At 70.0% G+C, this 15,346-nt stretch carries 11 protein-coding genes and 3 pseudogenes; 4 read left to right on the forward strand and 10 right to left on the reverse strand.

All coding sequences use genetic code 11. The features are described from left to right. Window positions 1–71 precede the first annotated feature (71 nt). On the reverse strand, window positions 72–707 hold the full coding sequence (locus ACWCP8_RS20945) for a LysE/ArgO family amino acid transporter (RefSeq protein ID WP_352269540.1): 636 nt from the start codon (window positions 705–707) through the stop codon (window positions 72–74). A gap of 172 nt (window positions 708–879) precedes the next feature. Between ACWCP8_RS20945 and ACWCP8_RS20950 the strand changes: the two are divergent. Beyond that, a pseudogene (locus tag ACWCP8_RS20950) lies at window positions 880–1,532 on the forward strand (class I SAM-dependent DNA methyltransferase). A gap of 21 nt (window positions 1,533–1,553) precedes the next feature. On the opposite strand, the gene ACWCP8_RS20955 reads toward ACWCP8_RS20950, so the two are convergent. From ACWCP8_RS20955 to ACWCP8_RS20975, 5 genes are all read right to left on the reverse strand, one after another. Then, on the reverse strand, window positions 1,554–2,459 hold the full coding sequence (locus tag ACWCP8_RS20955) for a MurR/RpiR family transcriptional regulator (protein WP_352269539.1): 906 nt from the start codon (window positions 2,457–2,459) through the stop codon (window positions 1,554–1,556). A 93-nt stretch (window positions 2,460–2,552) separates the two neighbouring features. Beyond that, complete coding sequence (locus ACWCP8_RS20960) at window positions 2,553–3,782, reverse strand: M20/M25/M40 family metallo-hydrolase (RefSeq protein WP_352269537.1); 1,230 nt, start codon at window positions 3,780–3,782, stop codon at window positions 2,553–2,555. Next, window positions 3,779–4,552 (reverse strand): amino acid ABC transporter ATP-binding protein, encoded by a 774-nt coding sequence (locus ACWCP8_RS20965; protein WP_356000331.1) that lies wholly within the window; start codon window positions 4,550–4,552, stop codon window positions 3,779–3,781. Before ACWCP8_RS20965 ends, ACWCP8_RS20960 begins: the two co-directional genes overlap by 4 nt. Further along, window positions 4,549–5,529: an amino acid ABC transporter permease gene (locus tag ACWCP8_RS20970; protein ID WP_451117391.1), complete on the reverse strand. Its 981-nt coding sequence runs from the start codon at window positions 5,527–5,529 to the stop codon at window positions 4,549–4,551. Before ACWCP8_RS20970 ends, ACWCP8_RS20965 begins: the two co-directional genes overlap by 4 nt. 1 nt (window position 5,530) lies before the next feature. Next, entirely contained in the window at window positions 5,531–6,490 is a 960-nt protein-coding gene (locus ACWCP8_RS20975; protein ID WP_352269533.1) for an ABC transporter substrate-binding protein, read from the reverse strand. 798 nt (window positions 6,491–7,288) lie between these two features. Here ACWCP8_RS20975 and ACWCP8_RS20980 point away from each other — a divergent pair. The 3 genes and pseudogenes from ACWCP8_RS20980 (at window position 7,289) to ACWCP8_RS20990 (ending at window position 10,166) form a co-directional block, all read left to right on the forward strand. Then, window positions 7,289–8,683: an endo-1,4-beta-xylanase gene (locus ACWCP8_RS20980; protein WP_352269532.1), complete on the forward strand. Its 1,395-nt coding sequence runs from the start codon at window positions 7,289–7,291 to the stop codon at window positions 8,681–8,683. A gap of 215 nt (window positions 8,684–8,898) precedes the next feature. Further along, a complete protein-coding gene (locus ACWCP8_RS20985; protein WP_451117453.1) occupies window positions 8,899–9,177 on the forward strand; it encodes a polysaccharide lyase beta-sandwich domain-containing protein in 279 nt (92 codons plus the stop codon). Window positions 9,178–9,192: 15 nt separating this feature from the next. Further along, a pseudogene (locus ACWCP8_RS20990) lies at window positions 9,193–10,166 on the forward strand (acetylxylan esterase). 21 nt (window positions 10,167–10,187) lie between these two features. Here ACWCP8_RS20990 and ACWCP8_RS20995 read toward each other — a convergent pair. The 4 genes and pseudogenes from ACWCP8_RS20995 to ACWCP8_RS21010 form a co-directional block, all read right to left on the reverse strand. After that, window positions 10,188–11,732 (reverse strand): phytoene desaturase family protein, encoded by a 1,545-nt coding sequence (locus ACWCP8_RS20995; protein ID WP_356000341.1) that lies wholly within the window; start codon window positions 11,730–11,732, stop codon window positions 10,188–10,190. Between the two features lie 60 nt (window positions 11,733–11,792). Continuing rightward, window positions 11,793–14,099, reverse strand: a complete 2,307-nt coding sequence (locus ACWCP8_RS21000) for a serine/threonine-protein kinase (RefSeq protein ID WP_352269530.1) — start codon at window positions 14,097–14,099, stop codon at window positions 11,793–11,795. A gap of 27 nt (window positions 14,100–14,126) precedes the next feature. After that, window positions 14,127–15,014, reverse strand: coding sequence for an oxygenase MpaB family protein (locus ACWCP8_RS21005; RefSeq protein ID WP_352269528.1), 888 nt, complete (start codon window positions 15,012–15,014; stop codon window positions 14,127–14,129). Window positions 15,015–15,115: 101 nt separating this feature from the next. Beyond that, window positions 15,116–15,331: pseudogene (locus ACWCP8_RS21010) on the reverse strand (SDR family oxidoreductase); the annotation flags it as partial. Window positions 15,332–15,346: the final 15 nt, after the last annotated feature.

A 15,346-nucleotide genomic window follows, 5' to 3' on the forward strand; every position in this document is an offset into this window, starting at 1 on the left:
CGGGCCGTCGCGCCCGGCGGGCGACGTTGAGCAGGACCCGGGCTGCCGGCCGGTTCGGCCGGCAGCCCGGGTCATGACGTCGGGACGAGCAGATGGACGGCGAGTGCGGTGATCAGCGTGCTGGAGGCCAGGGCGGTGACGAGCCGCCCACGATGGCTGGTCAGCGCACGGCCGAGCAGCGCTCCCCCACCGGCGAGCACCAGTTGCCAGCTCGCAGATGCCGCGAAGGCCGCGAGGACGAACACCGACTGTTCCCAGCGGTCCGGATCCGCAGCGGCCGTCCGGCTGCCGAGCACCAGCGCCGCGAAGTAGATCACGGTGGTGGGGTTCAGCATCGTCATTCCGAGCAGCCCCAGATAGGCCCGCGCGGGGCCGAGGGGCGCCCCGTCGGTCCGGACTGCCGAATGCCGCTTGCGGTACCTGCCGATTGCTGTGGCCCCGCCCAGAGCCGCCAGTGCGACGAGCACCAGCGCCGAGGCCCAGCGCAGGGGCAGCGCGACGGGCTCGATGACATGGGTGAGCGACGAACCTCCGACGACCGCGATCAGCGCATAGAGGCCGTCGGCTGTCGCGACGCCGAGCGCGGCAGCGGCACCTGTCCTCAGAGACGTCCGGGCCGTGAGGGTCACCAGATAGGCCCCGACCGCTCCGATCGGCATGGCAATGCCCAAGCCGGCCAGGAGCCCCGCGACCAGGGCGGCGCTCACGCGTGCAGGAAGGCAGGCCTTCGCGGTGGGCCGGGCTGCTGCTGGCCTCGGACCGGTCGGGCGGCGGGGACGGTCAGCGACAGGAGGACGGTGATCGAGTTCATGAGCAGATGATGCGGGCGGCCCGGGGCGCGGGCAATGCAATTTCTGTCAGCCACTACGCTGCTCACTCATGACTGAACCCGCCTACCTGAGCACCACCCGGGCGTCCTATGACACCGTCGCCGTGGACTACGCCGAACTCCTGAGAAAGGAACTCGGATACAGGCCGCTGGACCGGGCGATGCTGGCCGCATTCGTCGAGCTCGTGCAGGCGTCCGATGCCGGACCGGTCGCCGACATCGGATGCGGACCCGGCCGGGTGACAGGGCACCTGCAGTCCCTGGGCTGACCGCACGCGGCATCGATCTGTCGCCGGAGATGATCGCGGTGGCCCGCCGAACCTATCCGGACCTTCGTTTCGACGTGGGTTCGATGAACGCGCTGGAACTCAAGGACGGCAGTCTCGGCGGCATCATCGCCTGGTACTCCATCATCCACACCCCGCCGGCGCTGTTGCCGGAAGTGTTCGCCGAGTTCCACCGGGTATTGGCCCCGGGCGGCCATCTGCTGCTCGCCTTCAAGGCCGGTGACGAGATCCGGCACCTTGAACACGCGTACGGCCATCCCCTGGCGCTCGACGTCCACTGGCTGGAGCCTGAGTGGGTGGCGGAGCTGCTGCGCCGGGCCGGGTTCGTCGTGGACGCCACGCTCGTGCGCGAGGCGGGCCGGAACGAGTCCGGCCCTCAGGCGTACCTCATGGTCCGCAGACCGGCGAACCCGTAGTCGGCGGGCCCGTCCTCCTGGCTACGGAGCGTCCGGCCTCCGGTCGGCGGGCTGGATCCCGGCCCGCCGTGCGACGTTCTCGCTGTGCTCCAGGTGGACACGCCCCTTCTCGCCGAGCTGTCCGAGTACGCCCGCGAGGACCGTCTCGACCGTGGCCAGCGTCGGCACCATGCTGTCGTACGGTGACGGGGCGGCAACCCGGCTGGGCAGGACGACATCGGCGAGATTGGTCACCGGCGAGAGCCAGGCATCGGTGAACAGCACGATCTTGCTGCCGCGCTCCCTGGCCAGCTCGGTGATGACGACCTTGTCCGGTTCGTAGCGGCGGTAGTCGAACACCACGAGGACGTCCTGTCTGCCCAGACCCGCGAGCACAGCGGTCCGTTCCACGTCCCGGTCCGGCAGGATCACCACGTCACCGCGCAACTGCATGAGATGCAGGCCCAGATATTGCGCCAGCAGGTGGGTGAACCGGCCGCCCACCAGGACGACCCGCCGCTTGGGGTGACAGAGCAGTGCCACTGCTGCCTCCACATCGTGCGGAGGCAGTTCGCGCAGGGTGCGGGCGACCTCGGCGCTGAACACATCCTGGTCGCCTTCGGCGCGCGCCGTTCCCGGCCCGGCGTCATCCTGCGCCCGGGGCGGAGTGCCGCCGTATCCGCGCGTACTGTACAGCGCCAGCGGTGAGGCGCTGCGTTCGTCGAGCTCCTCGCGCAGGGCCGCCTGGAAGTCGGGGAATCCCTTGTAGCCGAGCCTGTTGACGAAGCGGATCACCGTGGGCGCGCTCACGCCGGCCCGTTCGGCGAGCGTGGCCACGGTCTCGAAGCCTGCCGACGGATAGCCCGCGAGGAGCACCCGGGCCACCTTGCGTTCGGCGGGACTGAGGTCACCGATGCGGTGCCGGATCTCTTCGGCGAGTGAGGACATGGGCCGGGCCACCTTTCCAAAGGGGTTCAGATTACGCGGGACCCGGCCCCGGGCTCTCTCCGCATCGACGACGGGCCGCCCCGGGGAGCCCGGTCAGCTGCCGCCCGCATCCCCGAGCGTCACGATCAGGGCGGCCAGCAGGGCGACGCGGGACGGAACGGTCGTGACATCGAGCCACTCGTCCGGGCCGTGGTCTCCGCCGCCGACCGGGCCGAGGCCGTCGAGGATGGGGACACCGGCGCCGGCGATGGTGTTGGCGTCGCCTACGCCGCCGGTGGCTGCGGCGCCCAGAGCGATGGAGAGTTCCCTACCGGCCTCCACGGCGTGGGCGAACATGGCGCGCGCTGCCGGGGTGTCCTCCATCGCCGGACAGGCTTCGGTCTGCCGGACGGTGGCGGTGGTGCCGGGTACGCGGAGCCGGGCGGCAGCTTTCTCGATGGCCTCCCGGGCGTGCCGGATCCCGTCGCCGGTCGACGACCGCACCTCTACGTGCAGCTCCGCTTCGGGACAGACGATGTTGATGCGGCTGCCCGCCCTGACCATGCCCACATTGACGGTGACGTCGCCCCAGCGCCCGTTCATCTTCTGACAGTCGATGAGCAGATGCGCGGCGGCCAGCGCGGCGTTCGCTCCGCGCTCCGGTTCGATTCCGGCGTGTGCGGCCCGCCCTGTCACAGTGATCACGAAGTCGGCCACGCCCTTGCGGGCGACGACGAGGTCACCGTTCTCGCGGGCGCACTCCAGGCCGAGCGCGTGGTGGATTCCGGCCGTGAGCTCCACGGTCACCGGGCGGCTGGCCGGCGAGCCGATCTCCTCGTCCGGGGTGGCGAGGAAGACGATCTCCGCGAAGTCCAGCATCCGCCGGTCCACCAGGAGTTCCACGGCGGTGAGCCCGGCGAGGAGTCCTCCCTTGTCGTCGCTGACTCCGGGGCCGTGGGCGAGCGGGCCGCTCAGACGGAAGGGCCGGTCGGTCGCGGTCCCGTCGTCGAACACGGTGTCCATGTGCCCGGCGAGCAGGATGCGCCGTCCGCCGCGCTCCACGGGCAGCCGGCCGCGCAATCGCCCCACCACCAGGTCACCGAAGCGGGTGTCCCGGCCTTCGGCGGTGACGGCTGCCCGGTCGACCTCGAAGCCCAGGGATGTCAGTCGCCGTACGGTCCAAGCCGCGACCCGGTTGACCCCTTCGGGGCTGTACGAACCGGAGTCGATGGAGACGAGGTGCTGCAGGTCCGACAGGTAGCGGTCGTGCAGGGCGACAGCGTCCGCGAGGAACAGGGCCGCGGTGCGTGCCGCCTTGCCCCGGGCCCGTGCGGGGGCGCTCACAGGACCTTCGACAGAAAGGCGCGGGTGCGTTCCTGTTGCGGGTCGCCGAGCACCTGCCGCGGGGTGCCCGCCTCGACCACGACGCCGCCGTCCATGAAGACGGCCGTGTCCGCGACTTCGCGGGCGAACCCGATTTCGTGGGTGACAACCACCATCGTCATTCCTTCCGAGGCCAGTTGGCGCATGACGTCCAGTACTTCTCCGACCAGTTCGGGGTCGAGGGCGGACGTCGGTTCGTCGAAGAGCATCAGTTTGGGCTTCATCGCCAGGGCCCGTGCGATGGCGACACGCTGCTGCTGGCCGCCGGACAGCTGGGCGGGGTATCGGTCGGCGCGATCGGCGAGGCCGACGCGGTCCAGCAGGCGCCGGGCGTCCGCGCGGGCCTCGTCCCTGGCGACGCCCGCGACCTTCATGGGAGCCTCCATGACGTTCTGTTCCGCCGTCATGTGCGGGAAAAGATTGAACCGCTGGAACACCATCCCGATGTCGCGGCGGCTGCGGGCGATCTCGCGCTCCTTCAGCTCGTACAGCCGGTTGCCCTGCTGCCGGTAGCCAACCGGTGCACCGTCGACGGACAGCCTGCCCCCATCGAGCTTCTCGAGGTGGTTGATGCAGCGCAGGAACGTCGACTTCCCGGAACCGGAGGGGCCCAGTAGGCAGCAGACCTGGCCACGTTCCACGGTCAGGTCGATGCCCTGGAGCACGGCAACCTTCCCGAAGTGTTTGCGCACGCCCTCGGCGTGCACCATCGGCGTCTCCACGGTCGTCATCCCTTCGGGCCGGTCGGGGCGGGGGTGGTACGGGACAGGCTCAGCCGGGCTCCGGCGACGAGGCGCTGCAGCGGTCCGGCGGCAGCGGCGGGGCCCAGGCCGCGCCCGTACCGGCGCTCCAGCCAGGACTGCGGAAGGCTCAGGGCCGTGACGAGGATCAGGTACCAGATGGAGGCGACCACGAGCATGGGGATGACCTGGTAGTTCTGCGCGTACACATCCTGAATGTTGGACATCAGGTCGTGGGCGGAGATCACGGAGACCAGTGCGGTCATCTTGAGCATGTTGATGGTCTCGTTGCCCAGCGGCGGGATGATGACCCGCATGGCCTGGGGCAGCACGATGCGCCGGGTGGTGAGGGAGGCACGCATGCCGAGGGAGTGCCCGGCCTCCGTCTGGCCCGGGTCGACGGACTGGATCCCGGCGCGGACGATCTCGCTCGCGTACGCCGCCTCGTTCAGCCCCAGCGCCAGGAGCGCAGCGACCGTGGGCGTGAGCAGGGCGTTGGTGTCGGCCTGGAGAAGGGTGATGTGGGTGAACGGGACGCCGATCAGGACGTGTTGGTAGAGCGCTCCCGCGTACCCCCAGAAGATGATCTGGACCAGCAGGGGCGTCGACCGGAAGACCCAGACGAAAGCGGTGCCGAGGGTGCGCAGGACGGGATTGGACGACAGCCGCATGACCGCTACGAGGACACCGAGACCGAGCCCGATCGTCATGGCGGCCGCAGTGAGCCACAGCGTCGTGACCAGTCCGCTGAACACGAGATCGGCGAAGACGTAGCGTCCGACGATGTCCCAGTGCAGGTTCTTGTTGCCGGCCAGGGAGCCGATGAGCCCGACAAGGGCGGTGGCGGCTGCCGCCGCGGCGATCCAGCGGCCCCAGTGACGGACCGGCACGGCGGTGAGGGTGTCCGGTGCGGGCGCCGCCGGTGCGGAACGGCTCTGCATGGTCCCGGCGGGGGTCATGGCTGTCATGTCAGGACACCGCCGCGTTCTTGGTGGCTTCCTGCACCGCGATGGACGCGACACCGTACTTGGCGCAGATCCTGCGCAGCGTCCCGTCGTCGATGAGCGCCTGCACGGCCTTCTGGATCGCGTCGGTGAGGCCTGGCAGGCGTTTGGTGACACCGATCCCGTTGGGGGTGGCTTCGTAGCCGCCGACCGCCTCGGGGTCGTCGACGACTTCGAAGGCCCGGCCGCCGTCGGCGGTCTTGGCGGTCCAGCCGGCTGCTGGCTTGGTCAGCAGGTCGGCTGCGACTTTTCGTGATCGCAGGGCCAGTTGGGCATCCGAGTCCTTCGGGAACGTCTGGATGGAGACGGGCTTCTTGCCGGCGTCCGCGCATGCGGCCTGATGGGCCTTGAGTACGTCCAGCTGGTGGGTGGCGGCCTCGGCACCCACCTTCTTGCCGCACAGATCGTTGAGTTCGGTGATGTGATCCGGGTTCCCCTCGGTGACGAGGATGCCCGACCCCGACACGGAGTAGTCCACGAAATCCAGGACCTGCTGACGCTCCTTGGTGTCGGTCATGGCCGACATCACCGCGTCGAACTTGCCGGCCTGGATCGCCGGCACGATGCCGTCGAACTTCTGCGCGGTGAAGGTGAATCGCACCCCCAGCTTGGCTCCGAGCGCCTGCCCGAGATCGTAGTCGAGCCCGGTCAGTTCGGGTTTGCCCTCGGCCACGAACATCACGAACGGGGCGTACGGGACGTCGGTGGCGACCCTGACCGCACCGGCGGACCGCACGGCGGCAGGCAGGGCCGCGTGGAGCTTCGCATCGCGGGTGATGCGTACGCCGGCGACGGTGACGCCGGCTGCGGGGGCAGCGGTGTCGCTGACGCCGGGGTCGCTGCCGCAGCCGGACAGCGTCGTGGCCGCTGTGATCAACAGTGCTGTGGCCGCAACTGCGCGGTGCCATGAGTGAGTGTGCAACACGAACCCCTTCTCGCGGAACTGCCGTGCGGTTGGTTCACCGCCGACGAACTTCTCGCACGTTACACATGACGCCTTCATTCGATCTACCGTAACGCCCGTTACATATCGATAACGGCCCCACCACTCCGCGAGACGATCACCGAGCGACAGATACACCGAGGCCCCCGCGCCCACACGAGCGTGCGCCCCCACCGCCGGCGTTACAGATCGAAGACCACGTACTCGATGCGGAACGAGCACTACCGATCAATTCGCAACCTTGCGCGCGGAGTTTCGAGCGGCTTGCGATGCGCTCACCCCGTACAGGTATCGAAATATTTCGATGAATTTGCGGGCCCCTTCCGCGTCCAGATCGGGCTTTGATCCACCAAGAGGCGCGAAATGTTCTGCCAAGCAATACGAATGATCCAGGTGATCCGCCGAGTCGACCCCCGGCTTCGTCCGAATCGCATGCCGCATTTCGGAAGACTTTCGTAACTTCCACCTGCATCTGCGCCTACGTTCCCACCCCGGACGTCCGCGCCGACACCTCTCGGTCATATTCACGCAGTTCAGAGGCACCACAGGTGCAGATTTCACGCTTTACATCTTCGAAATATTTCGGAAATGCTGCGTTGACGTCTCTCGTCGGCGGGCGCATACTCTCCCTCGCTCCTTGCTTCACCGATCAACTCCCCGCCGGAGAACCGCCATTCGTCGGCATGTCCGGAGGCGGAACGCACAGCCCTGAACGGTCCACCCATCCCTGTCCGGGCGGTCCGCTCATTCCGTCCGACAATCGGAAGAAGAGGTTGGTCAGTGATCGACAATTCCCCCCGCGGCTTCGAGTCCGAACGCCCGCAGTTCCGTGCCCGGGTCCGCAAGGCACTCGTCCTCGGAACGGCCGGCGTCCTGGCCGCCACCGGTGTCCTCTCGCTCGCCGGTAGCGCAAGCGCTGCGAGCACACTCGGCGCCTCGGCCGCGGCCAAGGGCAGGTACTTCGGTACGGCGGTGGCCGCGAATCACCTCGGTGAGGCGCAGTACGCCTCCACGCTGGACACCGAGTTCAACGCGGTGACGCCCGAGAACGAGATGAAGTGGGACGCCGTCGAGGGCACCCGCAACTCGTTCAACTACTCCTCGGCCGACCAGATAGTCAGCCACGCCCAGGGCAAGGGGATGAAGGTCCGTGGCCACACCCTGGTGTGGTACTCGCAGCTGCCCGGCTGGGTGGGTGGCCTCGCCGCCGCCGACCTGCGTACGGCGATGAACAACCACATCACCCAGGTCATGACGCACTACAAGGGCAAGATCTATGCCTGGGACGTGGTCAACGAGGCGTTCCAGGACGGCAGCAGTGGCGCCCGCCGAAGCTCCCCGTTCCAGGACAAGCTCGGCAACGGCTACATCGAGGAGGCGTTCCGCACCGCTCGCGCCGCCGACTCGGGCGCCAAGCTCTGCTACAACGACTACAACACCGACGGCCAGAACGCGAAGAGCAACGCGGTCTACAACATGGTGAAGGACTTCAAGCAGCGCGGCGTGCCTATCGACTGCGTGGGTTTCCAGTCGCACTTCAACAGCAACTCGCCCGTCCCCAGTGACTACCAGGCCAATCTGCAGCGCTTCGCCGACCTCGGTGTCGATGTACAGATCACCGAACTGGACATCGAGGGCTCGGGCTCGGCGCAGGCCACCAACTACAGCAATGTGGTGAAGGCCTGTCTGGCCGTCTCGCGCTGCACCGGCATCACGGTCTGGGGCATCCCCGACAAGTACTCGTGGCGCAGCAGTGGCACCCCGCTGCTGTTCGACAACAACTACAACAAGAAGCCCGCGTACGACGCGGTGCTCGCCGCGCTCGGCGGCAGCACCGGTGGCGGTACCCCCGGCGGCGGCACGGGCGGCGCCACCTGCACGGCGACCTACACCCGCACCGACTCCTGGAGTGACCGCTACAACGGACAGGTGACGGTGAAGGCCGGCAGTTCCGCGATCACCAGCTGGTCGGTGCCGGTGACCCTGACCTCGCCGCAGAAGGTCTCCACGACCTGGAACGGCACTCCCAGCTGGGACACCAGCGGAAACGTGATGACCATGAAGCCGAACGGCAACGGCAGTCTGGCGGCAGGAGCGTCGACGACCTTCGGGTTCACCGTCATGACGAACGGCAGCACTGCGACGCCCTCCATCGGCGCCTGCACTGCCTCCTGATAAATCGTCAGAAAGGTGAGAATGCAGGGCGCGGCGATTCCCGGTCGCCGCGCCCTGCACCGTTGTAAGGAACAGGACGGGGTGCGCAATCGGCGGGCGGTTCCGTACTCCCGCTGTCCCACGAGCGGCTGTCCGGCCTCCGTCGACGCAGGGACGGAGTCGTCGGCCGGAACGGGCACCGGGGCCGGGGTGCGGTACGCCGCTGCGCGGACGGGCTGTTCGCGGCGAACTTCTGGACCGCGGGCACCGCACAGGACCTCACCTCGGACGGGCCTGTGTCGGTGCTGGTGCGGCCCGAGCGGAAGACGGTGACGGTGTCCCCGTCCGATCCGACCCAGCTGCGGTCCTCGGTCGTGCTGGACCTCGCGCAGTGCGGTCTGACCGTCGTCTCCGCCGATCCGGGCGTCAGCGCCTCGGCCACGGCACGGGCATCCGGATCACGCCCGACACCGCTGAACGCCACGGCGCAACCCTCACCCTCAACCTCACCCTGAAGAGGAGCTAGACCCTTGCTGTTCGACATGGGCCTGGAACGGCTGCGGGCCTACCGGCCGGAGCCGGAGGAACCCGCGGACTTCGACGCCTTCTGGGCGAAGACGCTCACCGAGACGGCGCGTCACGAGCTGGACGCCGAGTTCGTCCCGTACGACGCCGGGTTCGCCACGGTCGATGCCTTCGATGTGACATTCCGCGGCTGGGGCGGGCAACCGGTGAAGGCGTGGCTCATGCTGCCGCGGGCGCGCTCGGCGCTGCTGCCCGCCGTGGTGCAGTGCATCGGCTACAACGGCGGCCGGGGCATTCCGTACTCCTCGCTGACCTGGAGCGCCCTCGGCTACGCGCATCTGATCATGGACAACCGGGGGCAGGGCGGTGGGGCAAGAACACCGCAGACATCCCGGACATCGGCCCCGGCGGCCATGGCTCCTCGTCCCCCGGCTTCCTCACACGCGGCGTCGAGGATCCGTACCGGCACTACTACCGGCGGCTCATCACGGACGCGGTGCGGGCCGTCGATGCGGCGAAGGCGCACGAGGCCGTGGACGCATCGCGGGTCGCGGTGCTCGGCGGCAGCCGGGGCGGCGGGCTCGCCCTCGCCGCTGCCGGGCTGCGCGACGATGTGGTGGCGGCGGTCGTCGATGTGCCCTTCCTCTGCCACTACCGGCGCGCCTCGCAGATCACGGACGCGGGCCCGTACGCGGAGATCGCCCGCTGGCTGTCCGGGCACCGCTTCCGGATCGACGAGGCAATGGAGACGCTGTCCTACTTCGACGGGGTCGACTTCGCGGCGCGGGCGACCGCTCCGGCGTGGTTCTCGGTGGGGCTGACGGACAAGATCTGCCCGTCGTCGACGGTGTTCGCCGCCTACCACCGCTACGCCGGAGCGGCTGAGATCGAGGTGTTCACGTACAACGGGCACGAGGGCGGCGCGGAGTACGACCTGCCGCGCAAGCTGGGCGCGCTGCGCGGCGTGTTCGGTCAATAGGTACGGATCAGCAGGTACGGGTCACCGGCCCAGCGCCGCCATCGCGGCGTTGTGGCCGGGAACCCCGCTGACCCCGCCACCGCGCACGGCGCCCGCCCCGCACAGCAGCACATTGGCGTGCGCCGTCTCGACGCCCCACCGGCCGGTGGACTCCGTGGCGTACGGGAAGGCGAGATCCCGGTGGAAGATATGGCCGCCGGGCAGTCGCAGATCCCGTTCGAGGTCGAGCGGGGTCTTCGCCTCGATGCACGGCTCGCCGTTCCCGTCGACGGCCAGACAGTCGGCGATCGGCTCGTCGAGATGCGCGTCGAGTTCGGCGAGCGTGGCCTTGAGGAGGGCGGCGCGTGTCGCCTCGTTGTCCGTGGCGAAGAGCCGGGCGGGCGTGTGCAGGCCGAAGAGGGTGAGGGTCTGGTAGCCGCGGGCGGCGAGGTCGGGACCGAGGATCGACGGGTCGGTCAGCGAGTGGCAGTAGATCTCGGACGGGGGCGCAGCGGGCAGCCGGCCCGATGCGGCGTCCTGGTAGGCGTCGGCCAGCTGCCCGTACCCCTCGGCGATATGGAAGGTTCCGGCGAACGCCTGGCGTGGGTCGACGGAGCGGTCGCGCAGCCGGGGCAGCCGGCGCAGCAACATGTTGACCTTCAGCTGGGCGCCTTCGGCAGGGGCCGGCGGCTCGTCGCCGAGGAGTGCGGCGAGGGCCTGCGGCGATGCGTTGACGAGGACCCGGCGGGCGGCGACCCGGTGTTCACCGTCGGGTGAGCGCACGGTGACCTCGGCCCGGGTGCCGTCGGTCTCGAGCCGGGTCGCCTCGTGGCGGACCCGGATCTCGGCGCCCGCCGCCCGGGCGGCCTGCGCGAGGGCGTCGGTGAGCGCGCCCATGCCGCCGACGGGGACGTCCCAGTCGCCGGTGCCGCCGCCGATCACGTGGTAGAGGAAGCAGCGGTTCTGGAGCAGGGACGGGTCGTGCGCGTCTGCGAAGGTGCCGATCAGGGCGTCGGTCAGCACGACTCCGCGTACGAGATCGTCGGCGAAGTTCTCCTCGACGGCCACACCGATCGGTTCCTCGAAGAGCATCCGCCAGGCGTCCGGGTCACCGATCCGGTCGCGGAGCGCGTCCCGGCTGGGCAGCGGCTCGGTGAGGGTCGGGAAGACCCGCTCGGCGACCTGCTGCGTCATGCCGTAGAAGCGCTGCCAGGCCGCGTACTCGCGCTCGCCGCCGGTGAGCGCGGCGAAGGACTCCCGGGTGGTGTCCCCGCCGACGAGCAGTCCGGTGGCGCGGCCGCCCCGCACGGTCGGTGTGTACGAGGAGACGGTCCGCTTGCGTACGGCGAAGTCCAGCCCGAGATCGCGGACGATCTTCTGCGGCAGTAGGGACACCAGATACGAGTAGCGCGACAGCCGGGCGTCGATTCCGTCGAAGGGACGGGTCGATACGGCCGCTCCCCCGGTGGTGCCGAGGCGTTCGAGGACGAGGACGGACTGTCCTGCGCGGGCGAGATAGGCGGCGGCGACCAGACCGTTGTGGCCGCCGCCCACGATCACTGCGTCATACGTGTCAGGTGCGGGCATGGCCCTTGGTAACACGGGACGATCGCCTATGACCAGAGGCGGCGGGGCGAAAGTTCCTGGTCAGTGCGGTTCGACGCCCCGCTGCTGGCGCAGCGCCGCGACCTTGCGGTACAGCTCGACCGCCTCCGTGCCGCGTCCGAGCTGTTCGAGACAGTGCGCCTCGTCGTTCCGGCTGGCGAGCGCGTCGGGGTGGTCGGCGCCGAGAACGCGCTCGCGGACCTCGGCGACCGTCCGGTACACGGCGAGGGCGTCGGCCCAGCGGCCCAGCCAGCCCAGGCCGACCGCGACCTCGCGACGGCTGACGAGGGTGTCGGGATGGTCGGGGCCGAGGACGCGCTCCCGGATCACGCACACATCGCGCGACTCGGCGAGGGCTTCCTCCCAGCGGGCCAGTCGCCCCAGATTGACGCCGAGGCCGTGGCGGGCGCGGAGCGTCTCGGGGTCGGCGGGGCCGCCCACCCTGGTCCGGTCGTCGACGAGGGCGCGGTACAGCTCCAGGGCCTCCGCGCTGCGGCCCAGCCTGCCTAGGCTGATGCCGACCTCGTAGCGCGCGGAGAGCGTGTCGGAATGGTCGGGGCCGAGCGTCGCCGCGCGGGCCCGGGCGACTTGCCGGTAGGTCTGCAGCGCGTCCGACCAGCGTCCCAACTGGCCCAGGGTGTAAGCGACTTCGTAGAGAGTGACCAGGGTGTCGGGGTGACTGGCACCGAGCAGCCGGCTGCGGGCGTGCGCCACGTCGCGGGCCATCCGGTAGGAGTCCTCCAGACGCCCGAGCCTGCTGAGGTTGAACGCGAGGTTGTGGCGGCAGCGCAGGGTGTCGGGGTGGTCGGGACCCATCGACCGTTCCCTGGAGGCGAGGACCGCGGCGTACACCTGATGGGCCTCGAAGTGGCGTCCGAGCTGGCCCAGTACGTACGCCGCCTCCTGCCGGGCGGCGAGCGTCTCCGGGTGGTCGGGGCCCATGGTCCGTTCGCGGCCCTGGGCAACCCGGTCGAACTCGCGCAGAGCGTCCGCGGCGCGTCCGGTGCGGCTGAGGGTGAACGCGACCTCGAACCGGCTGGAGAGGGTGTCGGGGTGGTCGGGGCCGAGGGCGTGCTCGCGTTCGGCGGCGACCGCGCGGTGCACCTCGCCGGCCTCCTCCCAGTGGCCGAGCCGGCCCAGGTTGAGGCCCGCGCTGTGCCGGTTGGCGAGGGTGGAAAGCAGTTCCGGCGACGGTGTGGGGCGCTCGGGCCGGGCGAGCGGGACACCTCCGGTCAGGGCTCGCAGATCGGCGCCGGTGGTCCATTCCCCGGTCAGGCCCGCGGAGTGATCGGGCGGGGCGAGGCCGAGGTGCGTGGCCCCGGATGCCCTGTGTCCGATGGTCATGCCGCGGGTCCAGGACGGCAGTCGCGGTCCGGACCCCGGGGGCTGCCGGCCGGGGTGTACGACGGGGACCGGCGGGGCGAGCCGGACCTGTCCCGACGGCTGGAGATGTCCGGCCGCCTGGAGATGTCCGGCCGGCGGGAGGTGCTGTTGTTCACCGGTGCGTCCGACGGCGATCCGCTGCCGCAGGTCGCCCGCGTCGGCGGGCCGCTCCTCCGGTGTCTTGGCGAGCAGCTCCAGGACGATCCGGTCGAAGAAACCGGGGAGTTCGGCGCGGTGGGTGCGCAGCGGTTCGGGCTGGGTGTCGCGGTGCCCGACGAGGACGGCCCAGGCGTCGTCGAGGTCGAACGGCGGGACTCCGGTGGCGATCTCGTACAGCACACAGCCCAGTGAGTAGAGGTCGCTGCGGTGGTCGACATGGCCGCCGCTGATCTGCTCGGGCGACATGTAGTGCGGGGTGCCCATGGCGATGCCCGTACCGGTGAGGCGTGAGGTGAAGCCGATGTCGTGACCGAGCCTGGCGATGCCGAAGTCGCAGATCTTCACGGTGCCGTCGATCAGCCGCATGATGTTGGCGGGCTTGAGGTCGCGGTGCACGATGCCCTGTTGATGGGTGTAGCCGAGCGCGTCGGCGACCTGCTCGGCGATGTCGACGATGTCGGGCACCGGCAGCGGATGCTGTTTGTTGTCCTCCAGGAGCTGGCTGAGGTTGCGGCCGTCGAGGAGTTCCATCACCAGGTAGAGGACACCGTCGTGTTCGCCGAAGTCATGGACGACGGTGACGCCTCGGTGCTGGAGGGCGGCGGCCACCCGGGCCTCGCGGCGGAACCGTTCGCGCAGGATCCGGGTGAACGACTGATCGTGCTGGGGCCCCATCGGCTTGAGACATTTGACGGCCACGTGGCGGCCGAGCGACTCGTCGCGGGCGCGCCACACCTCGCCCATGCCCCCGCGCCCGATCAGATCGAGCAGCCGGTACCGGCCCTGGATCAGCCTGGTGTCCGCCATCGCGTGCTGTCGCCCCCGTTGCTTCGCCTACTGCTGCGCCCTCCCCGGCCCGTCCAGTATGGCTGCCCCGTCACGGAGTTTGGAGGGGGCGGGGCGGCTACCGGGGCCGAGTCGTTCCATCGCCCGCACGATGTGGCCGGGCGGGAGTTGCCAGCGCAGCTGCGACGGGATGCAGCGCAGGGCGGTTCCGGTGGCGCGCAGGCGCCGGTCGACGGTACGCAGGGGTGGCGCGGGCCTGCCGTAGAGGTCATGCGCGTACGGGGGCAGTGACTGGTAGGCCAGTGCCGCGACGCGCCGCCACAGCAGTTCGCGCGCCGGGATCAGCAGGGCATGGACGGGCGGACGGCGGAGAAAGGCGTCGACGTCGAGCGCCTCGGCACCCGCGGCGAGTTCGGGCCGCACCCGGTCGAAGTAGGCGGCGAGCTGGGCGGTGGTCGCGGGTACGCCGTCGGGGTCGAGGCCCACCAGGCGGGCGCTGGTGCGGTGTTCGTCGATGTAACGGTCGGCCTGCGCGGCGGTGAGGGACTGGCCGGAGCGGAGCTGCACCTGAAGATAGGAGTCGACCTCGGCACAGTGAACCCACAGCAGCAGCTCCGGTTCGTCGACACCGTACGTCTCGCCGGTCGCCGGGTCGGTGGCCTTGAGGAGCCGGTGGATCCTGCGGACCCGGGCGCCCGCCTTCTCGGCGGCTTCCGTGGTGCCGTACGTGATGGTGCCGACGAAGCCGGCCGTGCGCATCAGCCGTCCCCACGCGTCCTTGCGGAAGTCGGAGTTCTGCATGACTCCGCGGACGGCGCGGGGGTGCAGCGCCTGGAGGTACAGGGCGCGCACGCCGGCGATCCACATCATCGGATCGCCGTGCAGCTGCCAGGTGACGGTTTCGGGCCCGAAGAGCCCCGGATCGGCGTGCGCCATAGTCTGCTCGTACCTCCCGCTCGGCCGCGTCCGTTATGACGTGTGCACCCACAAGGATGCGCTGGTACCGGGCTGATGCTCCAGGCCCTGCTCCTGCCCGGTCACACCCCGGCGATGACCGCCACGCCGACCCGGCCGCCGTCGACGTCGAGCACGGTTCCGTGGACGAATGCCGCCTCGTCGCCGGCCAGGTACACCGCCGCCTGCGCGATGGACTCGGGGCTGCCGGCCCCGCCGGCCGGCGTGCCCTTCATCATGATGTCGCCGGGGTGCGCCTCGGTCTCGTCCGAGGTGGGCGTCCGCACCACACCGAGCGAGTGGGAGAAGGCTCC

The organism is Streptomyces sp. NPDC002206 (assembly GCF_053593595.1).

Coding starts and splice junctions, on each gene's coding strand:
- ACWCP8_RS20955 (WP_352269539.1), bottom strand. CDS start 2,459: ATGTCCTCACTCGCCGAAGAGATCCGGCACCGCATCGGTGACCTCAGT.
- ACWCP8_RS20965 (WP_356000331.1), bottom strand. CDS start 4,552: ATGACGACCGTGGAGACGCCGATGGTGCACGCCGAGGGCGTGCGCAAA.
- ACWCP8_RS20970 (WP_451117391.1), bottom strand. CDS start 5,529: ATGACAGCCATGACCCCCGCCGGGACCATGCAGAGCCGTTCCGCACCG.
- ACWCP8_RS20995 (WP_356000341.1), bottom strand. CDS start 11,732: ATGCCCGCACCTGACACGTATGACGCAGTGATCGTGGGCGGCGGCCAC.
- ACWCP8_RS21000 (WP_352269530.1), bottom strand. CDS start 14,099: ATGGCGGACACCAGGCTGATCCAGGGCCGGTACCGGCTGCTCGATCTG.
- ACWCP8_RS21005 (WP_352269528.1), bottom strand. CDS start 15,014: ATGGCGCACGCCGATCCGGGGCTCTTCGGGCCCGAAACCGTCACCTGG.